This window comes from Bartonella australis AUST/NH1 (genome assembly GCF_000341355.1).
GTDB classification, from domain to species: Bacteria; Pseudomonadota; Alphaproteobacteria; order Rhizobiales; family Rhizobiaceae; genus Bartonella; species Bartonella australis.
Genome location: NC_020300.1, coordinates 281,242 through 295,400 on the forward strand (window position 1 = coordinate 281,242; position 14,159 = coordinate 295,400).

A 14,159-nucleotide genomic window follows, 5' to 3' on the forward strand; every position below is an offset into this window, starting at 1 on the left:
TTTATGCGAAAAATCAATAAAGACGGCATTGAAGCTCTCAAGAGGTGGGAAGGTTTACGGCTTGAATCCTACCGAGATATTGGAGGAGTTTGGACCATTGGTTACGGCCATACAGAGAATGTTAAGGAGGGGGAGACGATCACGGCTAAGCAAGCTGATGCGCTTTTGAAAAAGGATCTCATAGGCTTTGAACGGGCTGTTCATGAAGCAGTCAAGGTGGAGTTGAGCGACAACCAGTTTGCCGCCCTCGTTTCCTTTGCGTTCAATATTGGTGTAGCTGCTTTCAAAGAATCTACCCTGGTTAAGAAGCTCAATCAAGGTGATTACGACTGTGTGCCCGGACAGCTCAATCGGTGGGTGTATTGCTCCGGAAAAAGATCGCAAGGCTTAATCAATCGCCGTGCTGCGGAAATAGGCTTGTGGTCTAAGGGCTCCTTTATCGCATCACAATGTGTTGAGTGTGCAGAACCTGAACGTCAACGCCTCCATAAGACAGGTGAGGGGAAATCGGCCATCGTTGCGGGTTTAGGGCTTTTGGGATCTACATGTTCTGAGGCAGCTCACCAGCTAGAGCCTTTCATCGGTAATCTGGATATAATGCGCTATGCGTTTTTAGCCTTGACGCTTGCAGGTGTTGGTTTCGGATTGTGGGCCACGATGAAGCGCTTGAAGGAAGCATAATGGTGAAAAACTATCTGCTGATGATAAGTGCGGCATTAGCCGCTTTTTTTATGGCCTTCTTCAAGATCTTTAAGCTTGGACGGGAGAAAGAGCGGGATAGACAAAGCCAGGCTGATTTAAAGGCCGCGCAAATAAGACTGGAGGTTGATCATGAAATTGATCAAATGGACGATAATAGCGTGCGCTCTAATCTGCTTAAATGGGTGCGCGACAAATAGAGTGCCGTCTTCGTCTTGCATAGGGTGGTTTCCGATTTATTCAACATCAAAGGATGTGGCTGATATGAGCCTCTCCTTAGCCCGCCAAATCTTAAAGCATAACACCCAGGGAGCCAGGATTTGTGGGTGGAAATCTAGTGAAAAAATCTTTTAACTTATTGATTATTATTGCATTTTTGTGCAATAATAACGAACATGCAACCGCACCTTTAAGGAAGATTATTTCATGCACAGACCGGACCATTCTGTTGCAGAGAAGTTTGAATCAATCTCTGCTCGAAACGAGGATTATTGGGATTTCAGAGGGAGGCGGTCACGGCGTGAGCATTGTCATGCTCTCATGGCTTATCCCGCTATGATGGTCCCGCAAATGCAGGCGGAATTGATTGATCTTCTGCTGCAGGTAAATCCTAAAATCAAAACAATCTATGATCCCTTTGTCGGTTCAGGTACGGTTTTGGCAGAGGCCCTTTTGAGAGGAAAGAATTTTATCGGGACAGATGTAAATCCCCTGGCTATTCTTTGTTGCAAATCTAAAGCGGACTTTTTTGATCAAAGTAAGATCGAGAAGATCATTCAAGATATTGAGCAAAATTTGCAGAAAGAAAATGTGTCATTTGATCTATGCTGCTTTAAGGGAGCGGACAAATGGTTTGATGAAGATGCCCTCAAGGCCTTATCAAAAATACGCCATTTCATAAATCAACAAGAGTTAGTCTGGTGCAGGCGGTTTTTATGGATTGCCATGGTGGATATTATTCGCAAATATAGTAATACCCGCCTTTCTACCTACAAGCTTCATATCCGAAAAGACAAATCGCTTTACACAGCCGAGGGTATTTTTCGTGATTTTATTAAAAAATGCACTCTCAATATTAAACTTAAAGTAAAATTTTGGAACGAGCTGAGCGAGAATGGGTACGTAAAACAAGATGAATTATCACTGAAAAATGAATTATATATTCAGGATGTGCGTCATTTACCTGAGACTGTTAAAGCGGATTTGGTTATTACGTCTCCGCCTTACGGGGACAATGCAACGACCATCACCTATGGGCAATATTCCTATTTACCGCTACAGTTTATAAATTTAGGGGATATAGGTGCGTCCTTTGATGACAATTTGATTTGCTCTCAATCGGCGATAGATAGCGTGAGTTTGGGAGGTAAATTAGGGGAGTGGGATTTACGCCGCTTTTGGGTAGAAAAACAATCACCTAGTCTTAAAAGAATCACCACCTTGCTTATTCAGAAAGCCAAAAGGGGAGAGCGGAAGCTTATTATGTTCGCTTATGATTTATTTTTATCCTTACAAAGGATTGTCAAGACGCTTAGTCATGGTGGATTCATGATGTTTACTCTTGGAAATAGATCTATCAGTTCGGTCAGCATCCCCCTGGATAAGATTGTAAAAGAGTTTTTGGAAAGACTAGGTTTAAGAAAAGTCCATCTTCTAGAAAGAAACATTCCAAGCAAACGTATGCCTGGTTCCATGAAGAACGAATATGTCCTCATTATGCAGAAACTTTGACTGAGTGAGGTGTAGTTCTTGAAATAATCAAAATTTTCAAAAAAGCGTTAGAGGCTATGTTCACGAAAACTCCCTCTAACGCTTCAATATCACAACCCTTAGAAAGGATTAACAATATGAATGATCGTAACATGATTCCATGTGAACCGAAAATTGAAAATGTAAATACGCCTCTCACCATGTCTAGCCGTGAAATCGCGGAAGTATGCAACACTAGGCACAATCAAGTCATTGAAACCATAGAAAGATTGTTTAAGAAAGGGGTTTTACGGGAAAGCCGTAAAACTCTGAGAGATTATTTTTCTCCCAATGGCGGTCGGCCAACTAAGGTTTACGACCTAAGTAAATTGGACACACTAAAAGTTGTTTCAGGATACAATGAAACATTGAGAGGAAAAATTATTGACCGTTGGCAAGAGTTAGAAAATGCATCAAAGCGACAGAGCTTAGCGGTTGACTATTCTGATCCTAAGTTGATTCTCGGTGTTGTCACGCATCTGCGAGAAGAAAGTGCTAAGAAGGATATGGTGATTGCAAATTTAAGGCCCAAGGTTGCAGCCTATAAACATTTAACCAGGATAGGCGGTAGCACATGCATTACAGATGCAGCCAAAGCATTAGGGATAACTCCTAGATATCTGTTCTCCTATCTTGAAAAAGGCAAATGGATATATAGGAGAAAAGTGAATGGCCGTTACGCCCCTTACCAAGATAAAATACAATTAGGCTATATGGATTGTCGCGTGATATCTGTCAGAAACGCGGACGGTTTTAAGAAGATTGCTATAGAGCCGCGCCTTACAGCAAAAGGTAAAGCGCGTTTAGCGGAGTTTTTTTCGAGAACTTCTTCAGCCAGGAGGGCAATCCAATGAGTAGAAGAAAATAAGTTTATGTTAATTATTTAACACCGGCCCCCATTTGGGGGCATCTATTTAAACCGGCTTTTATGAAATGAACCCGAACGGGACGAATTCACTAAAAACACCCCCATTTTTGATAAAATAGTACCGAACGGGTTCATTTTAAAATAACGAGTAAATGCCTCTTCTCAGCCCATCAAATCTTGAGTTATACTCAGAAATATTATTTTACGAAGATGTTATTTCTAAAGCCTCATGAAGGATTGAAGTGTATAAAGATAAATTAAGCTTAATGAGCACGAGTTGAAAGTTAATGGACGAGACAGTTCAAAGATTAGGAAGCCTTATTCGGCAAACACGAAAAATGCAAGGCCTTACACAACGGCAACTGTCGGGTGTAGGTGGTGCTGGGGAGCGTTTTATTCGTGAATTGGAACGAGGGAAAGCATCTTGTCACCTTGGCAAGGCCCTGTTGGTTATCCGTGCGCTAGGGCTTACGGTTCAAGTCGATGATGAGATATTGTGAGGCACGAATTAGATGTTTATGGCTGTCCATCCAATTTTGGAGAGACAGAGGTTTTCCGGGAAATCCGTACAATTTTGATCGAGCACGGTAGCTCTCCCCAAATTTGGGGTGAATGATTTAGGCGGCCTTTCCTTTGGCCTCTTCAACCATACCGTTAATAATGGCGTTCATCAAAAGCCGCATGTAAAAAATGTTGAGCGCGGCACTTCCAAATAGGCCGGAGCTTAACAATAGATTCAAGTCCAGTGCTGTATTTGTTAAAGGTACAGTTAACGAGGGAATCTTCGTGTTTAATACGCCACTAGTATCTTTGGTTGCGAATGCCGTAAAAAGAGTAATCGATGTAATAGAAAAAATGGACAAACGGCCACTGGTAAGCAAATAAGATTTTAGAATATATGTGCCGCGTTTCTGCAACTTTTTATCTACGTACTTATGCACGCTTTTGAGGTAGGATGATTTATATAAAATGGCGATCGAGATCATGTAGAAGATGAGTGTGGTAAAGAAGAACATCACAAGAGTTTGTACTGTTGTATCAGTCATCTGTGCTTTAAAGAAAAAAGCTGCAAAAATAGATGTTAGTAAAATGAAACGGGAAATAATCTTATGACTTTTCTTCATCAAGATCTCCAATCTATTTATGTGAAATTTCTTAAGCTAGAATATTGCGCTAGTAACGTTTAATAATAAAACTAACTGACTGATAATTTTAAACTATTTTACAAATATATCTACCAATTTTATTGTCAAAAAATACTTATTGACAAATATTTTCTAATGTGATTCCTTAAGGGGAAGGTGCTTGAAAAACACTATAGCAACAAGCGGGTGAGTTCCGATCAACTTTCTTCCGCGATGATTTTGACTCTTTGCGCGCTTTCGTGCATTAATAGTCTTGCCGGGTGTGGTTACGCCATACAATACCCTTATGGGGAAAGCGTGACGACGGGCTTGTTGCCGTGTTTTTCAGCGCCCGGCAACCTTCTAGGTTGTCTTCATGAAAAACATTTAAACAACAAGGAGGCCTATTATGGCTGATCTCATTACAATATCAAAGCAAATGCTCGGGCAGGAGACTGTTCAAACGGTGAATGCGCGTGATCTGCATGCGTTCTTGGAAATAGGGAAAGACTTTTCTAATTGGATTAAAGACCGTATCAGCAAATACGAATTTACAGAAGGGAGCGATTATACTTTAACGCTCGCCAAAATTGGCGAACGTCAAAATGTAGTATTAAAGGAATATCACCTCTCGCTAAATATGGCGAAAGAGCTATCCATGGTCGAGCGTAACGAGAAGGGCAGGCAAGCACGACAATATTTCATTGAGTGTGAACGTCAGGCTATGGCTCCTACAAATGTCCAGGAGATTTTAAACGACCCAAACCATCTAAAGACTTTGCTCTTGAATAATGTCGAAAAAGTCATCGCCCTAGAAAGCAAGGTTAAAGAGCAAGAGCCCAAGGTTGCAGCCTATGAGCACTTAACCAGGGCAGATGGTACCATGTGTATCACTAATGCAGCTAAAGCCTTAGAGGTAAGACCGAGAGATCTATTCACCTATCTGTCGCAGAATAAATGGATATATAAGCGCATGGGGAGCACTCCTTATATTCCTTACCAGGAGAAGATACAGTCAGGCCTCATGGATTGCCCTACGACGACTATCAGCCGTGGTGACGGAAGTGAGAAGATCGCTGTTCAGGCACGTGTTACTTCAAAGGGGCTGGCACGTTTAGCGGAGGCTTTATCAGGAGATTCGTCAGTGCAGATGCTTCACTGAGTGCCTAAAACTTTTTTTCTAAATAATTGTTGACAAACGTTTTCTAATGTGATTCCCTAGGGCAAGTGCTTAGAAAACACTGCAAAAAACTAGGCGGATAGATTACCGAAATAATCTCTCTCCGTGATAATTTTGACTCTGCGCGTACTTTGTGCGTTAATGGTCTCTGTCGGGTGTGGTTATGCCATATAATACCTGCTTTTGCGGGGAAAGCATAACGACGGGTCCTAGTAGCCGTGTTTTCTAGCACCCGATACTCCTCTGAGTATCTCAATAGAAAACATTTAACTATCTAGGATTTTAAAATGAAAAATCTCATTACAATATCAAAGCAAACGCTTGGGCAGGAGACTGTTCAAACGGTGAATGCGCGTGATCTGCACGCGTTTTTAGAGGTACCAACTCGCTTTAATGATTGGATTAAAAACCGCATTAACGAATATAATTTCCAAGAAAATAAGGACTTTATAAGTTTTACTAAAATTTTAGTAAAACCCTCAGGAGGCCGTCCAAGCATGGAATACTACCTCTCACTAAATATGGCGAAAGAGCTATCCATGGTCGAGCGTAACGAGAAGGGCAAGTAAGCGCGACAATACTTCATTGAGTGTGAACGTCGGGCCATGGCTCCTACAAATGTCCAGGAGATTTTAAATGATCCGAACCATCTAAAGACTTTGCTCTTGAATAATGTTGAAAAAGTCATTGCCCTAGAAAGCAAGGTTAAAGAGCAAGAGCCCAAGGTTGCAGCCTATGAACACTTAACAAGGGCAGATGGTACTATGTGCATTACAGATGCTGCTAAGATATTAGGGACCAGCCCCAAACGTCTGTTTTCCTATCTATCACAGAATCAATGGATCTACAGGCGCATGGGGAGCACTCCTTATATTCCTTACCAGGAGAAGATACAGTCAGGGCTCATGGACTGTCCTACGAAAGTCATCAGCCGTCCTGATGGTTCTGAGAAGATTGTCTCAGATGCGCGTGTTACTTCAAAGGGACTAGCGCGTTTATCGGAGATTCTTTCAGGAAATTCAACGCTGAGGGAGGCCGTATGATGAGTAAAAAGAGAATAGATGAACTCTTTACTTTGTGCGAATATTTAGATGAATGTCGCAAAGTTGCCCGCCTATACGATGATTTGTTTGTTGATATCCAAAAAGCTATGAACAACGTCGTAGTTAAAATGAGGGGAGTCGTCGACGGCGATTCAACAACCGAGGACTTAATGAAACTCATTATTGCCGATACGACCTATGGCAATGGTGAATTGATATCGCGTTGTTACCCTATTTTAGAGAGCTTACAGCTTGAGAAGAGCGTACAGATCAAGAAGTGCGCATAAGTTCATAATCAATTATATCAACACCGGCCTCCATTTTGGGGGCTTTTTTTATGAGGTGATGCATGGAAGAGAAGGATAGAATCACTCGTGAAAAAGATATCCAAAAGCTCAATGAAAAAGAGTTCAGGCTCTTACTTGATTTTTTAGGTCATTACGAAAAATTCAAGCTGCTTACGTGGATGTTGAAATGGATTATATTATGTTTTTTAGCATTCACGCTTGCGATATCACAGTTCATTGATGCAATTGATAACTGCCTCACTCATATCAAAAGGTGGCTTCTGAAACTTTGATCCTATTCCCTTACCTTGGATTTAGGGATCCCTAACCTAAAAAAATATTATTAAAATTCAGTACGTTATCATTAATATAAAAGAGTATGGCGCACCCGAAGAGATTCGAACTCCCGGCCCCCAGATTCGTAGTCTGGTGCTCTATCCAGCTGAGCTACGGGTGCGTAAGCTTTAAGTCCTCTATGCTATGAAGATACGGGGTTCCTAACCGTTTCATTGATGAATTGCAAGCGAAACTTAGTGAAAGTAAAAATTTTATCCGGCAGTATATAGTATGCTTTCGTCAGAAGATTACCGTATATTTCAAGTTTTTTGGACTGCTATATCCTGCCTTCTCGCTGAAATTGGCTGAAAAATTCAACATGAACGATCGGTAACTTGACGATTTAATCCACGAGAGGTAATCCAGAGTAGGTGAAAAATATTTTCGCGGTTGGGGTCTAATATGCTATCTGCCGATCCGGTTTTATGTAAAACTTGGGTATTTTGCTGTTTAAGACTATTTCAAGAAAATTTGCATATAATTACGAAGCAGGGGTAGATTATTATGGGGTCACTGAGAAAGATTATTCCATTAGCGCTTTTAGTTATTGTTTTGCTGGCTGCTTACTTTGGATTCAAATCGAAACGATCTGTCCCTACGGTGGATAAGACAATCAGTAAACTACAGAAAACATCAAAAATTCCAGCGGGAAGACCACCAACAAATGTTGTTGTTGGCGGTGTTACGGTTCAAAATTTTTGTGAACAGTTCACTGCTATTGGTAGTGGACGGGCTATTGCTGCAGTGGAATTAACGCCTTGGTCAAAGGGCATTATTGACAAACTTTTTGTGTCGGCCGGAGCAAAAGTGCGAGAGGGTGATTTAATTGCAAAGCTTGACTCTGAAAAGGAAGAAATAGCGGCTGCAAGAGCAAAGGTGCAACGCGATAATAGTGCATTAACGCTTTCGCGTGTCCTTAAGTTACGTGCTACCAATACAGCGACAGAGGTCCAGGAAATTTCTGCGCGTTTGGAGTTAGATAACGCAAATTTGGCTTTACGCGATGCTGATTTAGCGCTTAACCGGAGAATGATTCGTACGCCAATTAGCGGGGTCGTTGGTATTTTGCCTATTGATGTAGGGAACGCTGTTTCTTCCGATACGGTGATAGGCCGTATTGAAAATAGAGAACGCATTTTAGTTGATATATGGGCGCCTGAGCGATACGCGTCGCGCATTCATATAGGGGATAAAGTAACCGCAACTTTAATAGCGCAGCCAGACAAGACCTTCGTTGGTCATATTTACGCCTTCGATAATGTAGTCGACGTAGGAAGCCGCACATTGCACGCCCAAGTCGAAATCCAGAATGAGAAGGATATGCTCATATCTGGCATGTCTTTTTCCGTTATGTCCCAATTTTGCGACGGCTCTTTTCCCGCTGTTGATCCTCTTGCAGTTCAATGGGATAGAAAAGGGTCATTTGTTTGGCGTGTAAAAGAAGGGAAAGCAGAATATGTTCCAGTATCAATCATTCAGCACAAAGGAGACAAGGTATTTGTGAAAGCTCCTCTAAAAAACGGTGATCAAATCGTCATTCAGGGGGTACAAATGCTCCACCCTGGCAGCTCCGTTACTGTGGATGATTCAGAAACCTCTCGGCAAAAATCACCAAAAGCTAATGAGCAGGACGCACGATGAATCAAAAAGTCGAAACTGGACAATCGCTGATAAAGTCAGAACAAGGCGGGATGATGGCATTTTTCATTCGTAGGCCGGTTTTTACTTTTGTCTTAAATGCTATGATTGTAATTGCAGGGCTCGCTGCGTGGATGAGTGTCGATGTTCGTGAATTGCCCGATGTTGACATGCCAGTAACAACGGTTGTGACAACTTTTTCTGGTGCATCAGCAGAAACAATTGACCGTGAAATTACGAAGGTTATAGAAGACGCAGTTGCCCGTGTTTCAGGGGTTAAAACTATTTCTTCAACTTCTTCTTTTGGTCGTTCTCGTGTAGTGATCCAATTTAATGTCGGTGTTGATTTGAATATTGCTGCGTCTGATATTCGTGATGCTATTTCTCGCGTTGCCCATTCTTTACCGAAAGACGCAGATGCACCTCTGATTATTAAGGCAGATTCAAATGCTTCTGCAATGATGTATTTGGTTGTTACTTCACCGGTAATGAGTATAGACGATTTGACAACCGTTGTGGATGATCAGATCATTGAGGCTCTGTCTTCTGTCGATGGCGTTGGTGACGTGCAGGTTTACAGTGCTCGTGCGAAGATTTTCCAAATTGATGTCGATCAGGCGAAGCTTGCTAGCTATGGATTAACTGTGGCAGATGTTGCGCGTGTCCTTTCTGATATGACCACCGATGCACCTGTAGGATCATTACGCAATTCTGAGCAGACTCTGATTGTACGTGCCACTGCTCGCTTGACAACTCCGGAGGCTTTCGAACAGGTCGTATTAAAACCTCATGTACGTGTCGGCGATGTTGCGCATGTTACTTTATCTCCTGATAGAGAAACGATGATTTTTCGTGTAAACGGAAAACCGGGGATTGGGTTAGGTATCGTGCGCAAAGCGCAATCCAACACCATTAATATTTCTAAAAATATCCAAAAAATTCTTGAGCACATCAAAATTATCCTTCCTCCTTCTGTGGATGTAAGCATTATTAGTGACGATGCCATTTTTATCAAAAGTGCTCTTCACGAAGTCGAGGTGGCATTAATTATCGCTGTTATTAGCGTTATTTTTGTTATTTTTCTTTTTCTCAAAGATATTCGGGTAACGTTTATTCCTGCTTTATCTATCCCAGTAGCTCTAATTGGAACGATCGCTGCGATTTATCTTGCGGGTTTTTCTTTGAATATTCTTACATTTTTGGGGCTTGTTTTGGCAACGGGACTTGTTGTGGATGATGCAATTGTCGTTCTCGAAAATATTGTTCGGTGGCGTAATATGGGATTTGGTTCCCGGTCAGCAGCAGTATTTGGAACACGAGAAGTATTTTTTGCTGTTTTGGCAACAACATTTACTTTGGTAGCTGTTTTTGTACCTATTTCTTTTCTTCCTGGACAAATTGGGGGGCTTTTCAGAGAATTTGGTTTTGTGTTGGCGATCGCTGTTTTGCTTTCTGCAATTGTTGCTTTAACTCTTTGCCCTATGCTCGCTTCGCGCTTTCTTAAAGAGCATGTTGAGGGGAACGAAGAGGGTGCACACCATTTTGCCCTTTTTGATAAATTGGGTGTTTTTTTCGGAAAATATTATACTTACAGTCTACACCGGTGTTTGGAGCGACCTTGGACTGTTATATTTGCTTCACTTATTTTTTTCGGTCTTTGTGCCGCTGGATACACGCAATTACAGCATGAATTGACGCCAGCAGAGGATAGAGCAGCTGTTTTTTTGGTAATTAGTGGGCCACAGGGCATTTCGACACAATATTTGAATGAGCAGGTTGAGCAAATTGAAGCTAGTTTAAAACCATTGCGTGATTCTGGGGAGATTATTAATAGTTTCTCCATAGCGGGTGTAAATGATTCATCTAATAGTGCTTTTCTCATTTTGTTGCTTTCACCGTGGGATAAGCGTTCGCGTAGTCAACAAGAGATTGTAAAGGAGATTAATGCGAAAGTTAGACGATTTCCTGCGGTATTTGCATTTACCGTACAAGGTAATTCTTTAGGGGTTTCCGCAAACGGCCAAGGATTGCAGTTTGCAGTTCTTGGGGATAATTACGCGCAATTACAGTCATCCGCTGATAAGCTTCTTAACGCCCTGCGAGCTGATTCTCATTTTATCCGTCCACGTTTGACTGTTGATGCAACGCAGCCGCAGTTTTTTATAGAGATCGACAGAGAAAAAGCTTCTGATTTAGGAATTAATATTTTCAATTTAGGTGATACATTACAGGCAATGTTAGACGGGAAAAAAATTGGTTCTGTTTATATAGACGACCACTCTTATGACGTTAAGCTTACATCGCGTAAGAATCCTATAGGCGATCCCGCTGGTTTAGAGAATATCTTCTTGAAAACAAAGGAGGGCAAATATGTTCCTTTGTCGGTTGTTGCAGATTTGCGTGAAAAAGCCATCGCACCTCAATTAAAACGAGAGGAACGCATGAGTGCGGTTATTCTAAGTGCCAATCTTGCTCCTGGAGTTGCTTTAGGAAGTGCTTATCAGACTGTAGAAAAAATTGCTTCTTCATTGTTACCAGAGGGAAATTATATCATTCCACTGGGAGAAGCCGCAACACTTGGTGAAACATCTTCTAGTCTAATGGTTGCCTTTGGAATTTCTTTTTTGATTATTTTATTGATTTTAGCGGCGCAGTTTGAGAGTTTTATTTCAGGGTTTATTATAATAGCTACCGTGCCATTGGGGCTTGGTTGCGCAGTAATTGCTATGCTTTTGAGCGGTATCAGTCTCAATATCTACAGCCAAATCGGCTTGATTTTGTTAATTGGTATTATGGCTAAAAATGGTATTCTGATTGTTGAATTTGCAGATCAACTGCGCAATCAAGGTAAAAGTGTGCGTGAAGCTACAGAAGAAGCGGCTAATGTTCGTCTCCGTCCAGTTTCTATGACGATGATTTGCGCTATTTTGGGTGGTATTCCGCTGATTTTAGCAAAAGGTGCTGGTGCAGAGGCACGCATAGCTTTAGGTTGGGTTATTGTCGGTGGCTTAGGTTTAGCAACTATTTTTACTCTTTACGTAACACCGGTTGTTTACCTTTTTCTTGGACGTTTTATAAAGCCGAAAGCAGAAGAAGCCGCGCGTTTAGCCAGAGAACTAGGCCAAGCTAAATGATCTTTCTGAATTAAGGAATGAGATGATTATCGAGGCTTTTAAGCGTATCACTTTAGAACCTTATCTCTAATTTCGGCGGTATTTCATTTTGTGTGTAAGGGGTATATATGTACCGCCAGGAAGGAATGGCTCTTTTAATTTCTTTGATATACAATTATAAGTGACTATGAGAGACAGGATTTATGCTTCACGTTTAAAGAGCTTTTCTTTTAGTGTAGGGTTTAAAGCTTCAAAAAACGGCTTAGGGGGCAGGTTCGTGATATCGGCCGGTATTTTACCGAAGATGAACGGCGTTTTAGCCATTTTTCTCCGAAACTCAATGATCTCCTTTTTGATTTTGTGAAACGTGGAATAATGCCTTATATATAAGATTTTATATGACCTTGCCGTCACTACGCAGGTGTCAGAAAGGCCATGAGGCGGTATTTTCGGGTGAGATAATTAATATGGCTGAAAATATCCAGCGCTTCATACTATGTTATATTTGTTCACTGGCGAGGTCTTTTGCTAGATGAGTGTGATCTTATCCAGGTCGTTCTTTCTCACATGGAAAAAAATTCGGAAATGGTCCGCTATAGTAGCTACAAAGAGAATAGTGGTGAAAAGATAGATGATATTACGAATATTGGTAATGGAGGATCTAATATTGGGCCTTTGACGGTTGCCGCTGCTTTAGAGTCTTATCATGATGCTACAATATCACTTTATTTTTAATGCAGTCAGCACACATATTGCCGATATCCTCACAGAATTTAGAGCCAGAAATAACACTTCATTATTATTTTTCTAAAAAATTTGCTACAACTTAGACAATAGAACATGCCTGGACTGCGCATCGGTGGATTAGTTCGCACTCGGAAGAAAAGGCGGTAAGAATGCATTTTGTCGCCGTTTCGAGTATTATTGATAATGAAAGAATTTTGTGTAGATTCTTCGAAAATTTTTGAATTTCATGGTCGAGTAGGAGGGCATTATTCGGTTTGGCCAGCAATTGATTTAGTCATTTTTGCGATAGATAGCCAAAATTTTCTCCAATCTTTTGAAGGTGCTCAGCAAATAGGTTAGCATTTGGAGAATGCGCCTTTAAATAAAAAGATTCCTATCAGAGTTTGCTCTTTTAGGATTTTAGCATAGTGTTAATTTGTGGTTATTCGCCGCATTCTGTTATTCCGTAAGCACGGTGTTTAGCGGGCTTTCCAGCTTATTTGAAGCAGCTATATATGGGGTAAAATAGTAGGCATATTCCTTCAGTTGGCAAATTGGTAACTTTTTCCAGTAGTTTTAGCTATTTGGAGTGATTTGGGAATGAACGGGCAGCACACTGTTTTCCAATTTTTACATCAAGCGCTAGGCTTTGTTCCTGTGGAATTTGTTTGATTTGCAAAAGGGGATGGGACCAGATTTATGTCGTACGCATGATATTTCGATGGCTAATTGTTTGGCGCAGTTAGGAGCTTTGATGAAAGAGCGCAGTATCGAAGATGCTCGGCATTTTATTGTAAAAAAGGGCGCAATAATAGTGAAATGAATAATTCGGCGCTTCATAAAAGTCTGCAGGAAAATCGACCAAAATTATGTCAATTCGGGATTTATCAACGCCCTTTGCTTTTAACTGCTTAATTACGCTTTATTAACATCGTGTTTTATGGAAGGTGTTTTAATAAACATTAATTCGTTTGATCAATGGGATGTTGAGCTTTGTAGGGAATGGGTGAATGAATTATTACTAATTATTGGTGGTGCAAACAAAGCAAATAATCATGGTGATTTGATATCAGAGCCGTCGGCGCATATCTAAGCGAGACGCGGTAAGTGATGATTTTAAATTGCTTTCAATTAATATTTTGGCGGAGAGAGAGGGATTTGAACCCCCGATAGAGTTGCCCCTATGCCGCATTTCGAGTGCGGTGCTTTCAACCACTCAGCCATCTCTCCATATTAAAGTAATTTGAATGCACGGTGGCTAGATAACCTTCAATTGTTTTGAGTACAACCCCCTTTTTTGCTTTTTTGTTCACCTTTCTTGACAGAAAATAGAAATTCTATCATATATCGGGTGTGAGTGTGTGGGGAAGCTCGCGCGCTTATGTGGCAGGAGGTG

17 protein-coding genes and 2 tRNA genes are annotated in these 14,159 nt (G+C 41.2%); 16 read left to right on the plus strand and 3 right to left on the minus strand.

The genetic code is table 11. From position 1 onward, the window contains the following. Positions 1–3 precede the first annotated feature (3 nt). The 5 genes from BANH1_RS01335 to BANH1_RS01360 all read left to right on the plus strand — a co-directional run bounded on the left by BANH1_RS01335 (position 4) and on the right by BANH1_RS01360 (position 3,816). Complete coding sequence (locus BANH1_RS01335) at positions 4–681, plus strand: lysozyme (RefSeq protein WP_015397650.1); 678 nt, start codon at positions 4–6, stop codon at positions 679–681. Further along, the gene (locus BANH1_RS01340; RefSeq protein ID WP_015397651.1) at positions 681–899 is read left to right on the plus strand and encodes a hypothetical protein; all 219 of its coding nucleotides are present in this window, start codon (positions 681–683) and stop codon (positions 897–899) included. The genes BANH1_RS01335 and BANH1_RS01340 overlap by 1 nt, the downstream gene beginning before the upstream one ends. Before the next feature lie 226 nt (positions 900–1,125). Beyond that, positions 1,126–2,430 (plus strand): class I SAM-dependent methyltransferase, encoded by a 1,305-nt coding sequence (locus tag BANH1_RS01350; protein WP_015397652.1) that lies wholly within the window; start codon positions 1,126–1,128, stop codon positions 2,428–2,430. Positions 2,431–2,546: 116 nt separating this feature from the next. Continuing rightward, entirely contained in the window at positions 2,547–3,302 is a 756-nt protein-coding gene (locus BANH1_RS01355; RefSeq protein ID WP_015397653.1) for a phage antirepressor KilAC domain-containing protein, read from the plus strand. 301 nt (positions 3,303–3,603) lie between these two features. After that, positions 3,604–3,816 (plus strand): helix-turn-helix domain-containing protein, encoded by a 213-nt coding sequence (locus BANH1_RS01360; protein WP_015397654.1) that lies wholly within the window; start codon positions 3,604–3,606, stop codon positions 3,814–3,816. Between the two features lie 117 nt (positions 3,817–3,933). On the opposite strand, the gene BANH1_RS01365 is transcribed toward BANH1_RS01360, so the two are convergent. Continuing rightward, positions 3,934–4,440, minus strand: a complete 507-nt coding sequence (locus BANH1_RS01365; RefSeq protein ID WP_015397655.1) for a hypothetical protein — start codon at positions 4,438–4,440, stop codon at positions 3,934–3,936. A 409-nt stretch (positions 4,441–4,849) separates the two neighbouring features. Between BANH1_RS01365 and BANH1_RS01370 the strand changes: the two genes are divergently transcribed. The 4 genes from BANH1_RS01370 (at position 4,850) to BANH1_RS01380 (ending at position 6,950) form a co-directional block, all read left to right on the plus strand. Beyond that, positions 4,850–5,602: a phage antirepressor Ant gene (locus tag BANH1_RS01370; RefSeq protein WP_015397656.1), complete on the plus strand. Its 753-nt coding sequence runs from the start codon at positions 4,850–4,852 to the stop codon at positions 5,600–5,602. 305 nt (positions 5,603–5,907) lie between these two features. After that, positions 5,908–6,189: an antA/AntB antirepressor family protein gene (locus BANH1_RS07585; protein ID WP_338022614.1), complete on the plus strand. Its 282-nt coding sequence runs from the start codon at positions 5,908–5,910 to the stop codon at positions 6,187–6,189. Between the two features lie 36 nt (positions 6,190–6,225). Further along, positions 6,226–6,663, plus strand: coding sequence for a phage antirepressor KilAC domain-containing protein (locus BANH1_RS07590; protein ID WP_338022615.1), 438 nt, complete (start codon positions 6,226–6,228; stop codon positions 6,661–6,663). Beyond that, the gene (locus BANH1_RS01380; RefSeq protein ID WP_144050531.1) at positions 6,660–6,950 is read left to right on the plus strand and encodes a hypothetical protein; all 291 of its coding nucleotides are present in this window, start codon (positions 6,660–6,662) and stop codon (positions 6,948–6,950) included. Before BANH1_RS07590 ends, BANH1_RS01380 begins: the two co-directional genes overlap by 4 nt. Before the next feature lie 380 nt (positions 6,951–7,330). On the opposite strand, the gene BANH1_RS01390 is transcribed toward BANH1_RS01380, so the two are convergent. Further along, a tRNA-Arg gene (locus tag BANH1_RS01390) sits at positions 7,331–7,407 on the minus strand. Between the two features lie 383 nt (positions 7,408–7,790). Between BANH1_RS01390 and BANH1_RS01395 the strand changes: the two genes are divergently transcribed. The 7 genes from BANH1_RS01395 to BANH1_RS07510 all read left to right on the plus strand — a co-directional run bounded on the left by BANH1_RS01395 (position 7,791) and on the right by BANH1_RS07510 (position 13,856). Continuing rightward, entirely contained in the window at positions 7,791–8,927 is a 1,137-nt protein-coding gene (locus BANH1_RS01395; RefSeq protein ID WP_015397658.1) for an efflux RND transporter periplasmic adaptor subunit, read from the plus strand. Continuing rightward, the gene (locus tag BANH1_RS01400) at positions 8,924–12,058 is read left to right on the plus strand and encodes an efflux RND transporter permease subunit (protein WP_015397659.1); all 3,135 of its coding nucleotides are present in this window, start codon (positions 8,924–8,926) and stop codon (positions 12,056–12,058) included. Before BANH1_RS01395 ends, BANH1_RS01400 begins: the two co-directional genes overlap by 4 nt. Before the next feature lie 504 nt (positions 12,059–12,562). After that, complete coding sequence (locus BANH1_RS07490; protein ID WP_244427662.1) at positions 12,563–12,772, plus strand: hypothetical protein; 210 nt, start codon at positions 12,563–12,565, stop codon at positions 12,770–12,772. A gap of 195 nt (positions 12,773–12,967) precedes the next feature. After that, the gene (locus BANH1_RS07495; RefSeq protein ID WP_244427663.1) at positions 12,968–13,123 is read left to right on the plus strand and encodes a hypothetical protein; all 156 of its coding nucleotides are present in this window, start codon (positions 12,968–12,970) and stop codon (positions 13,121–13,123) included. Between the two features lie 240 nt (positions 13,124–13,363). Continuing rightward, on the plus strand, positions 13,364–13,435 hold the full coding sequence (locus tag BANH1_RS07500; RefSeq protein ID WP_244427669.1) for a hypothetical protein: 72 nt from the start codon (positions 13,364–13,366) through the stop codon (positions 13,433–13,435). Further along, positions 13,428–13,586, plus strand: coding sequence for a hypothetical protein (locus BANH1_RS07505; protein WP_244427664.1), 159 nt, complete (start codon positions 13,428–13,430; stop codon positions 13,584–13,586). The genes BANH1_RS07500 and BANH1_RS07505 overlap by 8 nt, the downstream gene beginning before the upstream one ends. 117 nt (positions 13,587–13,703) lie before the next feature. Continuing rightward, complete coding sequence (locus BANH1_RS07510) at positions 13,704–13,856, plus strand: hypothetical protein (RefSeq protein WP_244427665.1); 153 nt, start codon at positions 13,704–13,706, stop codon at positions 13,854–13,856. Positions 13,857–13,903: 47 nt separating this feature from the next. Here the strand turns inward: BANH1_RS07510 and BANH1_RS01410 are convergent. Then, positions 13,904–13,993 (minus strand) — tRNA-Ser (locus BANH1_RS01410). Between the last annotated feature and the right edge of the window lie 166 nt (positions 13,994–14,159).